This window comes from Arthrobacter sp. FB24, from assembly GCF_000196235.1.
Lineage (GTDB): Bacteria > Actinomycetota > Actinomycetes > Actinomycetales > Micrococcaceae > Arthrobacter.
In genome coordinates this window covers 58,423-72,611 of record NC_008537.1, presented here as the reverse complement: position 1 = coordinate 72,611, position 14,189 = coordinate 58,423, and the positions used below count along the sequence as shown (strand labels likewise).

Annotated in this window: 12 protein-coding genes; 7 read left to right on the top strand and 5 right to left on the bottom strand. The window is 66.7% G+C overall.

The features are described from left to right. Positions 1–50 precede the first annotated feature (50 nt). Positions 51–2,606 carry a heavy metal translocating P-type ATPase gene (locus tag ARTH_RS21520; protein WP_011689625.1) on the top strand — a complete coding sequence of 852 codons (2,556 nt, stop codon included), beginning with the start codon at positions 51–53 and terminating at the stop codon, positions 2,604–2,606. Positions 2,607–2,753: 147 nt separating this feature from the next. Here ARTH_RS21520 and ARTH_RS21515 read toward each other — a convergent pair whose 3' ends face one another. Continuing rightward, complete coding sequence (locus ARTH_RS21515) at positions 2,754–3,722, bottom strand: cytochrome c oxidase assembly protein (RefSeq protein ID WP_011689624.1); 969 nt, start codon at positions 3,720–3,722, stop codon at positions 2,754–2,756. A gap of 31 nt (positions 3,723–3,753) precedes the next feature. Further along, positions 3,754–4,173 (bottom strand): ArsR/SmtB family transcription factor, encoded by a 420-nt coding sequence (locus ARTH_RS21510; protein WP_011689623.1) that lies wholly within the window; start codon positions 4,171–4,173, stop codon positions 3,754–3,756. A gap of 180 nt (positions 4,174–4,353) precedes the next feature. Between ARTH_RS21510 and ARTH_RS21505 the strand changes: the two genes are divergently transcribed. The 5 genes from ARTH_RS21505 to ARTH_RS24335 all read left to right on the top strand — a co-directional run bounded on the left by ARTH_RS21505 (position 4,354) and on the right by ARTH_RS24335 (position 9,886). Further along, positions 4,354–6,447, top strand: a complete 2,094-nt coding sequence (locus ARTH_RS21505) for a cytochrome c oxidase assembly protein (protein ID WP_011689622.1) — start codon at positions 4,354–4,356, stop codon at positions 6,445–6,447. Between the two features lie 91 nt (positions 6,448–6,538). After that, the gene (locus ARTH_RS21500; RefSeq protein ID WP_011689621.1) at positions 6,539–6,916 is read left to right on the top strand and encodes an ArsR/SmtB family transcription factor; all 378 of its coding nucleotides are present in this window, start codon (positions 6,539–6,541) and stop codon (positions 6,914–6,916) included. After that, positions 6,913–7,830 (top strand): cation diffusion facilitator family transporter, encoded by a 918-nt coding sequence (locus ARTH_RS21495; protein WP_011689620.1) that lies wholly within the window; start codon positions 6,913–6,915, stop codon positions 7,828–7,830. Before ARTH_RS21500 ends, ARTH_RS21495 begins: the two co-directional genes overlap by 4 nt. Then, a complete protein-coding gene (locus ARTH_RS21490; protein WP_011689619.1) occupies positions 7,830–8,519 on the top strand; it encodes a DsbA family protein in 690 nt (229 codons plus the stop codon). The genes ARTH_RS21495 and ARTH_RS21490 overlap by 1 nt, the downstream gene beginning before the upstream one ends. Before the next feature lie 92 nt (positions 8,520–8,611). Continuing rightward, positions 8,612–9,886, top strand: coding sequence for a copper resistance CopC family protein (locus tag ARTH_RS24335; protein WP_011689618.1), 1,275 nt, complete (start codon positions 8,612–8,614; stop codon positions 9,884–9,886). Positions 9,887–9,956: 70 nt separating this feature from the next. Here the strand turns inward: ARTH_RS24335 and ARTH_RS21475 are convergent, their stop codons facing one another. The 3 genes from ARTH_RS21475 to ARTH_RS21465 all read right to left on the bottom strand — a co-directional run bounded on the left by ARTH_RS21475 (position 9,957) and on the right by ARTH_RS21465 (position 12,918). Next, entirely contained in the window at positions 9,957–10,421 is a 465-nt protein-coding gene (locus ARTH_RS21475; protein ID WP_232223683.1) for a hypothetical protein, read from the bottom strand. A gap of 182 nt (positions 10,422–10,603) precedes the next feature. Further along, positions 10,604–12,253 carry a dolichyl-phosphate-mannose--protein mannosyltransferase gene (locus ARTH_RS21470; protein ID WP_232223682.1) on the bottom strand — a complete coding sequence of 550 codons (1,650 nt, stop codon included), beginning with the start codon at positions 12,251–12,253 and terminating at the stop codon, positions 10,604–10,606. A 440-nt stretch (positions 12,254–12,693) separates the two neighbouring features. Further along, positions 12,694–12,918, bottom strand: a complete 225-nt coding sequence (locus ARTH_RS21465) for a DUF3188 domain-containing protein (RefSeq protein WP_043431366.1) — start codon at positions 12,916–12,918, stop codon at positions 12,694–12,696. Positions 12,919–13,232: 314 nt separating this feature from the next. On the opposite strand from ARTH_RS21465, the gene ARTH_RS21460 reads away from it, so the two are divergent. Further along, a complete protein-coding gene (locus ARTH_RS21460; protein ID WP_043431363.1) occupies positions 13,233–14,081 on the top strand; it encodes an SURF1 family cytochrome oxidase biogenesis protein in 849 nt (282 codons plus the stop codon). Positions 14,082–14,189 lie beyond the last annotated feature (108 nt).

Below are 14,189 nucleotides of genomic sequence, written 5' to 3'. Positions count from 1 at the left end.
GGTTTTCCATCCGCAGCGGACCTCGTGTCCCGAATCCAAGAACGGCACCCATGGCCACCGACACACAACTTGACCTGAACACAGTGCTTCCCGAGGCGCTGGACGAAAAGGATGCCTGCGTCCGGCGCCTCACCGTCGGCCTGCAGGCCCGTGAGGGCGTCATCAGCGCCCACGTCAAAGAAGGGGAAGCCGCGGCGCAGCTGTGCGTGCATTTCGAACCCGACATCATCAGCCTGCAACGCATCCGGGAACTCGCCCTGTCCCTGGGTGCCCGGGTCGACAGCGACTTCGGACACCTCAGCCTCGACGTGGACGGCGTGTCACGGCCCGCCCGGGCCCAGCTGCTGGAACAGCGGCTGCGCAACACTGCCGGGATCGCCGAAGCCCACGTCTCTCCGACAGGTTCCGTCGCGGTCGAATACTTCGCCGACCAAACCTCGGATCCGGCGATCGTGGACCTGCTGGAGCGCTTCGGGACACCACCGCGCACCAGCCGGCCCCGCGCCGCAGAAGGCCCTGAGGCCGCTGAGCCCGGCGGCGCCGCAGCTGCCGTTCCGGAGGCCCAAGCGCATGAAAAGCATCAAGATCATGACCATAAGCACGGCGGGATCTTCGGGGAGCGCAGCGAACTGATCTTCGCCGTGCTGTGCGCCCTGACGCTCGCGACGGGCTTCTTCCTCGGGCTGAGCCCTGCGGTGCCGGACGCCGTCTCGACGGCCCTGTACATCGCGGCGTATTTCTTTGGCGGCTACTACACGCTCAAGGAAGCCATCCAGACGGTGATGGCCAAACGGTTCGAAATCGACTTTTTGATGCTGGTCGCGGCCGCCGGCGCGGCCGTGCTCGGGGACCTGGCCGAGGGCGCCCTGCTGCTGGCCTTGTTCAGCATCGGACACGCCCTGGAAAGCTATGCCATGGGCCGGGCACGGCGGGCGATCCAGGCACTGGCCGAACTCGCCCCCGCCACCGCGGTCGTGAAGCGCGACGGAACTGAGCAGGAAATCCCGGTCGGACAGCTCCGGCTCGGCGACACGGTCATCATCAAACCGAACACCCGCATCCCCTCCGACGGTTTCGTCACTGTCGGCCACAGCAGCGTCGATCAGGCCGCCGTGACCGGCGAGAGCATCCCGGTGGACAAGACCCCGATCAACCCGGGAACGCCCCGCAGCGGCCAGGACATCCCCGCGGAAAGCCGGATCTACGCCGGCACCGTCAACGGGCCCGGCGTCCTGGAAATCGAGGTCACCCGGCTGTCCAAGGATTCCACGCTCGCCCGGGTCGTGCGGATGGTCAGCGAAGCCCAGGCCCAGACCTCACCCACCCAGCGCTTCACCGACCGGTTCCAGCGGGTGTTCGTACCCGCGGTCCTGACCTTGGTCGTCGTGCTGCTGTTCGCCGGCCTCGTCATTGACGAACCGTTCTCCGCCACCCTGTACCGCGCCATGGCGGTTCTCGTCGCCGCCAGTCCCTGCGCTCTGGCAATCTCGACCCCGAGTGCTGTCCTGAGCGGGCTCGCCCGGGCCGCGCGCGGCGGCCTGCTCATCAAGGGCGGCGGCGCGCTGGAGAACCTCGGTACCCTGCGCGCGATAGCCTTCGACAAAACCGGAACCCTCACCGAGGGCAAACCGGAAATGACCGACGTCGAACCCGTCGACGGGGTCACGGAATCCGAACTGCTCAGCGTCGCCCTCGCCGTCGAATCACAGAGCGATCACCCGCTGGCCGCCGCCATCGTGCAGGCCGCGCGCGCCCGGCTCGACGGGACGCCGCTGCTCAAGGCCGGTGCGGCCGCCAGCATTACCGGCCGCGGCGTCAGCGCCCTGATCGACGGTGAAGAGATCCATATCGGCAAGCAACGGCTCTTCAGCGAGATCGGCGGCGCACCGTTACCTGCGGAAATCACGGAATCGACAGCCCGGCTCGAGGCATCCGGGCGGACCACCATGGTCATCCGCCGGGGGACCCGGTACCTCGGCGTCCTCGGCCTCATGGACACCCCCCGCGCCTCCGCGCAACAGGTCGTTTCCCGGCTGCGCCAGGCCGGCATCCGTCACATGATCATGCTCTCCGGAGACAACCAGACCGTAGCGGACGCCGTCGCCGGACAACTCGGACTCGACGAGGCCCGCGGTGACCTGATGCCTGAAGACAAAGTCAAGGCAGTGATCGAGCTGCGCACCAGGGAACACAAGGTCGCCATGGTCGGCGACGGCGTCAACGACGCACCCGCGATGGCGAATGCCACCGTCGGGATCGCCATGGGCGCCGCCGGCTCGGACGTGGCCATGGAAACCGCCGACGTCGCGCTCATGGGAGATGACCTCGAGCGGCTCCCCTTCGCCGTGAACCTCAGCCGGCGCTCCAGCCGGATCATCCGCCAGAACCTCTGGGCAAGCCTGGGGGTCGTTGCTGTCCTGATCCCGGCAACTATCACCGGGACCATCGGCATCGGCCTCGCCGTCCTGATCCACGAAGGATCCACCCTGCTCGTCGTCGCCAACGCCCTCCGCCTCCTCGCCTACCGCGAACCGGCAACGGAGGAGGAATCCGTCAGGCCCTCGGGCGCACCCGTAGAGCCGGTGATGGCACGGCGTCCTGACTAAGAACGAAGAACGCCGCGCCCTACCCGTCCCGGCGAGTGAATTCCTGCGCGCAGGCTGGAGACGCGGCCGGATAAGTCGCACGGGAAGCCCATAGACCACTCATCTCGTCCGGAGCAACCGGCAAGACCGGGGCAGGGGCGGTGAGGATCACCGGCGGCGTTCCGGCCGGCGGGCCAGCTGCTGAAGGTAGTCGTTATACGCGTCCAGCTCCGGAGTGCCCTCCGTCGTGGCGGCCCGGTCTGAGCGGACCCAGCCTTTGGCCTCATCCCGCTGCCAGCGGACCAGGATGAACATGAGCATCAGGACCCCGGGCAGTTCCCCGTAGGACCAGGCCAGGCCGCCGGCGACTCCCTGGTCCGTCATGGGGTTGACGTTCCATTGCGGGGGAGGTGTGGAGAAGAAGTCGATCATCGGCGCGGTGGCCATCATGAGGACGACGCCGAAGAACGCGTGCAGGGGCATTTCGGCGAACATATCGATCATCCGGCCGAAATGGCTTTGGCGCGTCGGCAGCGGGTCCGCTGAGATCAGCGGAACCGTGAACAATATACCGGCGGCCAGGAACAGCAACTCGAGTCCGACGTGCCCGTACCAGCTGGGCAGGAGGAGATCCGCAGTACCGGAGAAGTACACGCCGTAGAAGCTGAGCAGAAACAGCGGCACCATGAAGGCCGGGTGGATCGCCAGCCGGCCCCAGCGGGAGCGGAGACCCCAAATGGCGGCGCGCAGGACCACCCGGCCCGGCCCGAAGTGAGGTGTAGCCCGCAACAGCAGCGTCCCGGGGGAGCCGATTACCAGCAGCGGCGGCACGGCCATCATCAGCGTCAACTGCTGGAACATGAAGATTGAGAACATCCGCAGCCCGTAGCCTTCGATCCCGGCGCCCATGACCACGATGATGGCCAGGGAGCCGGTTAGGAAGGATGCGGTGCGGACCGGCGACCAGCGCCGACCCTGCCGCCAGAGACTTATGGCACCGGCGAGATACAGCAGCGCGCCGAGAGCGGCCAGAGCCGGTATCAATGGTATGGGCTGCAGGTTGGGAGCCAAGTATTCGGCCAGCGAAGGGGGCAGCGTCGGGATCCAGACGGGCCCGTCGATTTCCGGTTCCGTCATCACGGCACCCGGATCCGGCGTGCCGGGTGCGTTAGCGTCCGGCGACCATTTTCAGTCTGTCCTGCCCGGTGTGCCCGACATGTGTCAGGCCCAGGTCCAGGAGCATGCGGACGTGGGCGTCCGCCAGCGAGTAATAGGCCATCCTGCCGGCGCGCCGGACGGTCACCACGCGTGGTCCGCGCAGCAGCCTCAGGGCATGTGAGACGCCGGATTCGCTCAGGCCCGTGGTGGCGGCCAGATCGCAGACGCACATTTCGCCTTCGAGCAGGGCGATGAGGATCCGGACCCGTCCCGGATCCGAGAGCAAGCCGAAGATGACGGCAAGGTCCGCGACCTCGGCCTCCGCGGGCATCCGGGAGCGGACCTGTTTGACTTTGTCGGCATCCACCAGGCGGAGGGAGCATTCGCTGACCTGGCCGGCAGGTGTCGGGGGCCGTGAGCTTGTGGTCATTTGTCAAGATTACCTCTAATGCTAATGCTTCGCATTTACTCCGCGGCGGGGGACTACCCCGGGCGTCCGTTTAACGTGTGAACAACTCTACAGATAATCTGGTTGAGACCGGCAGTGCGCCGGCACCGCCTGCGGCTGTACACGGCAGCGAGTCCGGACCCACGACTTTGAGGATGCATTGTGGCGTTGAAAGCCCCCGCCTCTGCCAACACGCCGACGGTTTCGCCGCGGTTGGTGTGGCTCGCCGTTGCCGGTGTCATTGCGGTGGTGGCGGTCCTGGCGGCCAGTGCATACGGCAGCGCCGCCCTGCCTCCGGAAACCCGGGACCCGGGAGCTCTGGTGCGCTGGGGCTACGGGATCGCCCAGACTCTCCAGAACACCGCCGCCGCCGCAACCATCGGCGCCCTCGTTTTCGCTGCCTGCATCATCCCGCCGGCGCTGCGGGGTCCGGGGCGCGGGAACCCCGGCCGAAGGGGACCGGTCTCTGCGGCGGTGGAGCACCCCGCGTTCACCCGCATCATGGTGCTGGCGTCCACGGCCAGCGTGCTCTGGACGCTGTCCGCCATGGCCGTCCTGGTCTTCAGTTTCTCCGACATCACCGGCATCCCCATCTCCGGCAGCAGCGAATACGCCTCCCAGCTGGCCTCCTACATCACCGAGTTGCCGACAGGGACAGCGTGGCTGTGGGTGGTCATCATTTCCGCGTCGGTATCGACGCTCACGTTCGGTCTCCGGTCCCGCGGCGGACTCGCCGCTGCGGCGTTGCTGTCCCTGGCCGGGCTCCTTCCAATGATCCTCATCGGGCACGCTGCCGGCGGCAGCGACCACGAGCAGGCCATCAACTCCCTGGGCCTTCATCTGGTGGGGGTGTGCTTGTGGCTGGGTGGGCTGATTGCGCTGACGGTCGGAGGGACTGCCTTTGGCAAGGACACCGCGGCGGTCCTGGAACGGTTTTCTACCCTGGCCGGTTTCGCTTTCATCCTCGTGGTCGCCTCCGGCATCATCAACGCCGCCATCCGCATCGACCTCCCCGCGGGGCTGGCCTCGCCTTACGGCGTCCTCCTTCTGGGCAAGACAGCTGCCGCCCTCGTTTTGGGCGCCATCGGCTTACTGCACCGCCGACGAATCCTCCCGCAGCTGTCCCTGAAGCCCGGACCCGGGACGCACACCCGGTTGCTGTGGCGCTTCATCGTCGTGGAGCTTTTGATAATGGGCGCGGCCAGCGGCCTGGCCGCGGCCCTGAGCCGGACGCCTCCGCCCGGGGGAGAGGACATCCGGCCGGCCCTGACGCCGGCAGAGATCCTCACCGGCTACCTGCTGCCCCCGGAGCTGACTGCAGAGCGGTGGTTCACCGTCTGGCGGCCGGACTGGCTCTGGATCGCCGTGGCCGTGACCGGCGCTTATCTGTATCTGCGGGCCGCGCGGCGCCTCCGGGTCCGCGGTGACACCTGGCCCTGGGCCCGGTCGCTGCTGTGGCTGACCGGCCTGGCCGCACTGGTGTTCTTCACCTCAGGCGGTCCGTCTGTCTACGGCAGGGTCCTGTTCAGCGCCCACATGCTGGACCACATGGCTCTAACCATGGTCGTCCCGGTGTTCCTCGTCCTCGGGTCCCCGGTCACCCTCGCGCTTCGAACACTGGCCCCACGGCATGACAGTTCCCGCGGCCCCAGGGAATGGATCATGGTTCTGGTCCATTCACGGGTGGCCGCCATCGTGACCCACCCTTTGTTCGTTGCCGCCAACTTCGCCGGATCCATCGTTCTCTTTTACTACTCCGACGCGTTCGGCTTCGCCCTCCGTGAACACGTCGGGCATGAACTAATGACGGTCCATTTCGTTATCACCGGCTACCTCTTTGTTCTATCCATGATCGGCACCGACCCTGTTCCGCGCCGTGCGCCCTACCCGCTGCGGCTGCTGCTGCTACTGGCCACCATGGCTTTCCACGCCTTCTTCGGCGTGACCCTGATGGGCTCAACCACCCTGATCCAGTCGGACTGGTTCACCGGTCTGGGGCGGGACTGGGGGCTGCCGGCGCTGGAGGATCAGCAGATGGCCGGTGCGATCACTTGGGGTATCGGCGAGATCCCCACCGTGCTGATTGCCCTCGGCGTGGCGGTCATGTGGTCACGGTCCGATGCCCGCGAAACCCGGCGCACCGACCGTGCCGCAGCCCGGAACAACGACGCCGACCTCACCGCCTACAACGCCATGCTCGCCCGCCTCGAGGAACGCAGCACCGCAACGGACCGGACCCATGACCGGGCCAACTAGCGCACTGCGACCCCTCCGCCCCGGCACCCAACTGCCAGCCGGACAGAACACGAAATGCTCCGAATCCAGAAATCACTGTATTATCCGGGAAATGCGCATACTGTCCACGCCCGATGTTCTGGCACGCTTCGGCAAGGCACTGGCCGACCCGACCCGGGCAGCCATCCTGCTCGAACTCAAATCCGGCCCGGCGTGCCCCTCGGAACTTGCCGACCGGATCGGAGTCAGCCGCCAGATCCTCTCCAACCACCTGGCCTGTCTGCGCGACTGCGGGTTGGTGGCCGGGGACCCCGCAGGACGACGGGTCCAATACCGACTCTCGGACCCGCGACTGGTGCACGCCCTGGATGACCTGCTCGGCACAATCCTGACCGTCGACCCGATCTGCAGCTGTGCCGAGCCCGATTGTCCCCAGGACAAGCCGTCCCCGCTGACCGGCCAGGAACGCATGACGAAGGTAGGCCCATGAGCGGGCACGATCACGACCATGGCGCGGCCGCCGCGGGTAACCGCAGCAAACTCATTCTCGTCTTCGTCATCACGTTCACCGTGATGATCGCGGAGATCATCGGCTCGGTCCTCACCGGCAGCCTGGCGCTCCTGGCCGACGCGGGCCACATGTTCACCGACTCGACCGGGCTGCTCATCGCCCTGATCGCCGCCTCGCTGGCACTGAAGCCGGCCACGGCCAAACGGACCTGGGGGTACAAGCGCGCAGAAATCATCGCCGCGGCCGGGCAGGCTGCCTTGCTGCTGGGCGTCGGCGGGTTTGTCATCGTTGAGGGCATCCGCCGCCTCATCGAGCCACCCGAAATCGGAGGCGGAACGATGTTGTGGTTCGGCGTCATCGGCCTTGCCGGCAACGCCGTGGGGCTCATTGTTCTGGCCTCGGGCCGGAACCACAACTTCAACATGAAGGCCGCGTTCCTGGAAGTGCTCAACGATGCGCTGGGGTCGGTGGCCGTGATTGTCGCGGCGATCATCATTGCCGTCACCGGCTGGGTCCAGGCCGACGCCGTCGTGTCCCTGCTGATCGGTGTCCTGATCATTCCCCGTACGCTCAAGCTGCTCCGGGACACCGTTAACGTGCTGATGGAAAACGCCCCGCAGGGCCTGGACATGGCCCTGGTCCGCGAGCACATCCTGGCCCTGCCGCACGTGATCGACGTCCACGACCTGCACGCCTCCCTCGTCGCCTCCGGGACACCCGTCTTGTCGGCGCACGTCACGGTCGAGGACGGCTGCATGACGGACGGGCACGCCGCGACCATCCTGGCGGACCTGCAGAGCTGCGTGGCCGAACACTTCGACGTCAGCGTCGAACACTCCACCTTTCAAATCGAACCCGCCGCCCACCGCGACCAGGAAAGCATCCACCACTGATGACACACACCACGACAGCCCCCGCCCCGCCGGACCCCGCGAAAAAGGTCCGCCTGGTCCTCTGGATCCTCCTGGGCGTCATCGTCACCGCCGGCGTGATCTGGTACGCGGTCTTCACCGCCGCCAAGCAGGCACCACCAGCACCGCAGCCGGTAGCCGAAGCCCAACTCGTCCGCGAGGACAGCCACCGCGTCACCACACCCACCACAGAGAAAGCCCAGCTGGTCGAGTTCCTGGATTTCGAATGCGAATCCTGCCGCGCGGCGCAGCCGCTCGTGGAAGACCTGAAAAAGGAATTCGGCGACCGGATCACCTTCGTCAACCGCTACTTCCCCCTTCCCGGGCACCGGAACTCCGGCACCGCGGCCCTGGCCGTGGAAGCCGCCGCGCAGCAGGGCAAATACGAGCAGATGTACACCAAAATGTTCGACACCCAGCCGCAATGGGGCGAAAAGCAGGACTCCCAGGCACCCCTGTTCAGGACCTATGCGCAGGAAATGGGCCTGGACCTGGCCACGTACGACGCCGCCGTAGCGGACGAAAAAACCATTGACCGGATCCGTAAAGACGTCGCCGACGGCAAAGCGCTGGGAGTGACCGGCACGCCAACGTTCTTCCTCAACGGCGAAAAACTCGTCCTTAACACCGAAGAACAGTTTCGCCAGAAACTCACCGACGCCACCAAATAGGTCCCCCGACCGGGCACGGCGGTCGGCGGACGCGTTCGGCCCAAATTTCCTGGGCAACGCAAAGCTGATGTTCAAGGAAGGATCCCGGCACAGTGAATGTTCCGCGTGCCCCGTTGCGGATCCCGCGGGCCCTTGCCGTCGCCGGGACGGTTCTCTCCCTCGCGGCGGCTGCGCATGTTTCCGCCGGCGGGGAACTGCCGGCACCGCAGGTCCTCGCAGCGCTGGCAGCGCTGGCAGCGCTGGCGACTTTGGCCGCAGCACCGCTGACCGGGGCCAAAATGACCGCCCCGGCGCTTGCCGGGTATCTCCTTGCGGGACAGTTCGCTGTTCACCAGGTCTTCTCTGCCTTGTCCGGTCCGGCGGTATCGGCCGCGCGGCCTGCGGCCCACGTGCACGGCGGGCCGATCCTTCCCGTGCCCGGACCTGAGACCTTCATTCAGGTCACGCCGGCCGCAGATCCCGCCGCTGCCATGCTTGGCCTGCACGTTCTGGCCACGCTTGCCACCGCTCTCGTGCTCGCCCGGACAGAGGCATCGTTGTGGGCATTGGCGGCGTGGCTGCGGATCCTGATTGAGCCACCGGTTCCGGGGGGCATGCTGCCGGTGTTGCGCCTGGCCGTCATCGGCGGCAGGCGGCCCGCGCGGCGGGGGAGTGCACTCGGGGAGGTTCCGGCCCGGGGACCGCCGCTGGAGGTCGGCCGCCATGCGGCCTTGCCAGCCATTCTCCGACGATCCAGAATTGAAGACCCCACCATGAACCTGATCCAAAAACAACGCGTCCGTCTAGGCCTGGCACTGGCCGCCGGGCTGCTTATCCCTGCGGTTGCCGCAGGACCGGCACTGGCCCACGACGCCCTTCAGTCCACGTCCCCGGCCGCGGACGCTACCGTGACCTCCGCGCCGGGGACGGTCTCGCTCACCCTCTCGGAGCCGCCGACCGATTCGAAAAGCTTGAACCTCAGCGTGATCACCGTTACCGACGGCGAGGGAAAAACGCTCAGCGACGGGAAAGTGACCGTCGCCGGCGCAACGATTTCCACCACGGTCGTCCCCGGGGCCAACGGGCCTCACAAAGTGCTGTGGCGGGCCGTTTCCTCCGACGGACACCCGATTGACGGAAGTTACTCCTACACGGTTCAGGACCCTGCCCGAACCGCATCGGCGGCACCTTCGCCGGCATCGGCGGCACCTTCGCCGGTACCGACTCCGGCATCCGCCGCGCCAGGCACCACGGAGTTTGAACGGGCCGCACCACCCAACAACGACAATGCGCTGATGACGCTGGGCATAGCGGCCGCCGTTATCGCCGCGCTGGCCGGTATCCTCTTCCTGGGCCGCCGCAGGCGGGACAGGAACAGGAACTCCTAAAGCCCCGGCACGCACTCCCCGGCCTGACCCCGGCGACCGGACTATCCGGTACCGGGGTCGGGCCCGGGCGTCAGGCCGCCGCGGCCGCCGCCCGGCGGGAACGGTACCGCGCCAGCGCCCCACCGGCGGCGGCGGCGGCCATGATGACAAGACCTCCGGCACCGATGTTAAATAACACCGGGGACCAGCCCGACAGTGGCGCGGACGCATCTGCCGCGGCGACGATGGTCCCCCAGTATGCGATGGTGGCTGCCATCCAGAGAGCGCCCGCGGCCGCCGTAAGCCAGGACCACCTCCAGAACCATGCCCGGCCAGGGCCGTATGACAATGCCACGGCCACGACCACGACACCGCCGACAGCCAGCAGCTGAAGACCAAGCAGGTAGGGCCCGGCGACCAGTCCGACCGGGACGCAAAGCCCGCCAATGAGCACCAGGCGCCGGGCGCCCAGCGGCATCCCTGCGTCCGGGCCCGTGCCGGGTCCGGGGTGCGGGGGGTTCTGGCGTTCCTCGTCGGCTGAAGTCATCGTTTTCATGGATCCTTGGGAGAGTCGGGGCTGATGCAACCGCGCCGAAAGCGGCAGGGCGCAAAGCTGGAGGCACACGCAGCGTTAACCTCCTCCAGCGACGTTACAGGAACGCCTGAACAGATTACCAAGTTGGCGAAGTCCCCTGCCGGCCGCGTTGCTGCGGTTTAGGGGGTCGCCGGCCTTGTGCCCTAGATCCAGGACGGCATCCACATCCGGAAGCGCCAGTCCTGGTACGGGATGATTTCCCCGGTCCAGACGGGATAGAAGAACGCCGAGAGCAGCACTGCTCCGGCCACAAACAATGCCACGAGGTAGAGCCCGGAACGCCGGCGCCACAGCGGGTCGTGCCGCCGTCCGAGCACCAGTCCCAGGCAGTAGGTCAGGGCAAGTATCAGAAATGGTTCAAAGGACACGGCGTAGAAAGTGAACATGGTGCGTTCCGGGTACAGGAACCACGGGAGGTAGCCCGCACCAACCCCGGCCAGGATAGCGCCGGCCCGCCAGTCGCGGCGCCCGGCCCACCAGAACAGCAGGATGACCAGCGAAACCGTGGCGCTCCACCAGATCAGGGGATTGCCCACCGAGAGGATGGCCGAACTGCAGCTGGCAACGTCGCAGCCGGGGCTTCCCTGCTTGGGGGACTCGTAGAAAAACGACGTGGGCCGGCCCATCACCAGCCAGCTCCAGGCGCTGGCCTCGTAGGGGTGGTCGGAGCTAAGTCCCTGATGGAACTTGTACGCTTCCAGGTGGTAGTGGGCCAGGGACCGCAGCGGGCCCGGGATCCACCCCCACTGGGCTGAGGGGTTGGTGTCGGCCCACTGGCGGAAATACGCATCCTTCGACTGGAACCAGCCGGTCCACGTGGACACATATACGAGGACGGCGACCGGGACGATGCCCAGGAAAGCAGGAATTCCGTCCTTGATGATGCCGCCGGTGATCCAGCCGCGGACGCCCGCGATCCGGCGCGCGCTCAGGTCCCAGAAGACGGTCAGGAGCCCGAAGCCGGCCAGGAAGAACAACGCGGACCACTTGGTGCCCACGGCCAGGCCCAGGCAGACTCCCGCCGCGACGCGCCACCAGCGGATGCCAAGCCACGGTCCGGAAACCAGCTGAAGCACGGACGGCCGGCCATCCGTGGCAGCGGCGGACTGGCGCCCCAGCCTGGCGGCGAGCCGGCGTCTGCCGTCGTCGCGGTCCATCACGAGCGCCCCGAAAGCAGCGAGGAGCCAGAACATCAGGAAGATGTCCAGCAGGGAGGTCCTGGACATCACCAGATGGTGCCCGTCCACTGCCAGCAGAAGGCCGGCGACGGCCCCTAACGTCAGCGAGTGGAAGAGTTTCTGCGCGATCAGAGTGATCATGAGGATGGACAGCGTTCCGGTCAAGGCGGCGCCGAACCGCCAGCCGAGGGGGTTGTCGGGCCCGAACAGCCACATTCCTGCCGCGATCATCCACTTGCCGACCGGCGGGTGGACCACGTACTGGGGGGTGTCCAACACCACGGCGGGGTTACCGGCATTGAAGGAGACATTGGCCTCGTCCGGCCAGCTGCGTTCGTACCCGCTCACCAGCAGCGAGTACGCGTCCTTGACGTAATAGTTTTCGTCGAACACCAGGCTGTGCGGAGTGTCGAGGCGGACGAAGCGGAGGACGCCGCCGATCGCGGCGGTGATGGCCGGAATCAGCCAGAACCACAGCCGCAGCGAAGGCGGATAGTCGCGCCATGAACGGATGCCACCAAGCAGACGTTCCTGCAGGGCGCTTTCCGTGAATGCTTCCTGAGGCCGGCGGATCCACCGGTAGCCCTCAAGGTTCCGTCCCCTCGTCCCTGACACCGGCTGTTTCAGAGGGGCCGGGCTGGCCTCGACAGGAGGTACAGGGGTCTGCGCGCGGGTATCACCTGAGACGATTTTTTCAGTCCCTCTACATTCGGTCCCGTGGAGCACTGCGACAGGCGGGCGCGGGCCCTGGCGCCGCTCAATTGGCGAAGCTCCGGTCAAATAGCGGTTGACCGAAGCTCCGCTCTATTATGCCTGCCTGAACCTTACGGTTCGCTGGGAATGCGCCCCGTCAATGAAGATATTGGCCATGGCCCGCATTGTCCTGTTGCGAATCGCTTGCCGCGGGGGTGTCCCGGCTATGCGTCGGGAAAGGCTGTTCGATGGAAAGGCCCAAGACGTCCAGCCTGCGGGAATGCCGACGCCAGGCCACGCACCGGATGGGATGGAGGCCCCGGCGGCCAGGAAGGCGCTCCCGGCGCCCGCCCGCCTCCGGGCTACTTTTGGAGGCGGCTTCGGACCCCTTGACCGCGGATGACGACGCCTGTGCTGTGAAGCACAAGGCCCACTCCGATGACCGGAAGGGACGCGGCCGTCAGGCCATCGATCCGGGACAGGTTTCCCGCGATGTTCAGGAGTATCCCGGCCGCGATCAGGCCCATGGCGCCAAATACGAGCGCTTTGTATGAGCCGGTCGAGGTGTTCCAAAATTCATTTAGCACCCTGGCAGTTTAGCGGCTGGCTCTCCGGACCGGCCGGCGGATACCGGTCGCGGCCGGTTCCTCGCGGCTGGTGTGCGGGGGATGACCGCTGCTCCTTCCCAGCGGTATCGGAGCACGGGCAGTTCGGGCTCTCAGAACTGGCTTGCGGATGGGGAGGGGTGGGCCCGCGGCTAGGGTGGTGGTGTGCACTGCGACATTACTGAAGAAAAATCCCGGTCCAGAAAATCCTCCCGGGCGCGAGGTGCGGGCGGGCCGTGCCTTGCCGGAGCCAGGCGCGGCGCGCTGGTGCCGGGGGCGCTCCTTCGGTCCGGCCAGTGACGTACTCGTTCCTTCTGACCCGGCAGTGGCTGGGGATCCTGGGGCTCGCCGCGCTCTTCGCCGCGGCCTGCGTCGGATTGGGAAACTGGCAATTGGACCGCCGGAATCAGGCCGTGGCCGAGATCCAGCGTGTCCAACAGAACTATGAAAAAGAACCCGTCCCGTTCGAATCTGCCCGTAGGTACTTCGAAGTAGCTGAGCCCGAAGCCAAGTGGACGCCCGTATCGGTGCGCGGCCATTACCTGGCGTCCGATCAGCGGATCGTCAGAAACCGGCCGAACAATGCCGCGCCCGGGTATGAGGTCCTGGTTCCCTTTCGGCTGGCTTCCGGTGAGACGATCGTGATCAACCGGGGGTGGCTGCCCATCGGGAATCTCAGGCCCGGTTATCCCGATGCTGTACCTGCTCCTCCGGAAGGAATCATCGACGCCGTCGTGCGGCTGAAGCCCGCGGAGCCCGGATTGGACCGCGCCGCGCCCGAGGGTCAGTTGGCCAGCATCGAACTGGTGGCATACACGCGCCAGCTGGCGTATCCGCTGATGACGGGCAGCTATGGTCTGATGGCTTCCGAGTCTCCCGGACCGGATGAAACGCCGCTGCAATTGACCCCACCATCCGTGCAGGAGGGGTCCAACCTTTCCTACGCCCTGCAGTGGATCACCTTCGGCGTGCTCGCCTTCGTGGGCTTCGGGTACACGGCCAAGCAACACGCCCGGATGCGGCGCGAGGAACTTGAACAGGATGCCCCGGTCACGGCCAACAGGCCGCTTCACCCGTCCCGCACGCGGCGGCGCGCCGGGTCGGACGACGAAGAGGACGCAATGCTTGACGCTCTCGGCCTCTGAAGCGCAGCAGCCCGTTTCTTGCCATTTCGCGCGTCGACCTGCATGACTCACATGTGGCTTCCCCCGGGGCTGTCACTGGTCAGACCGGTGCCCGTCGCCGCCGAGACA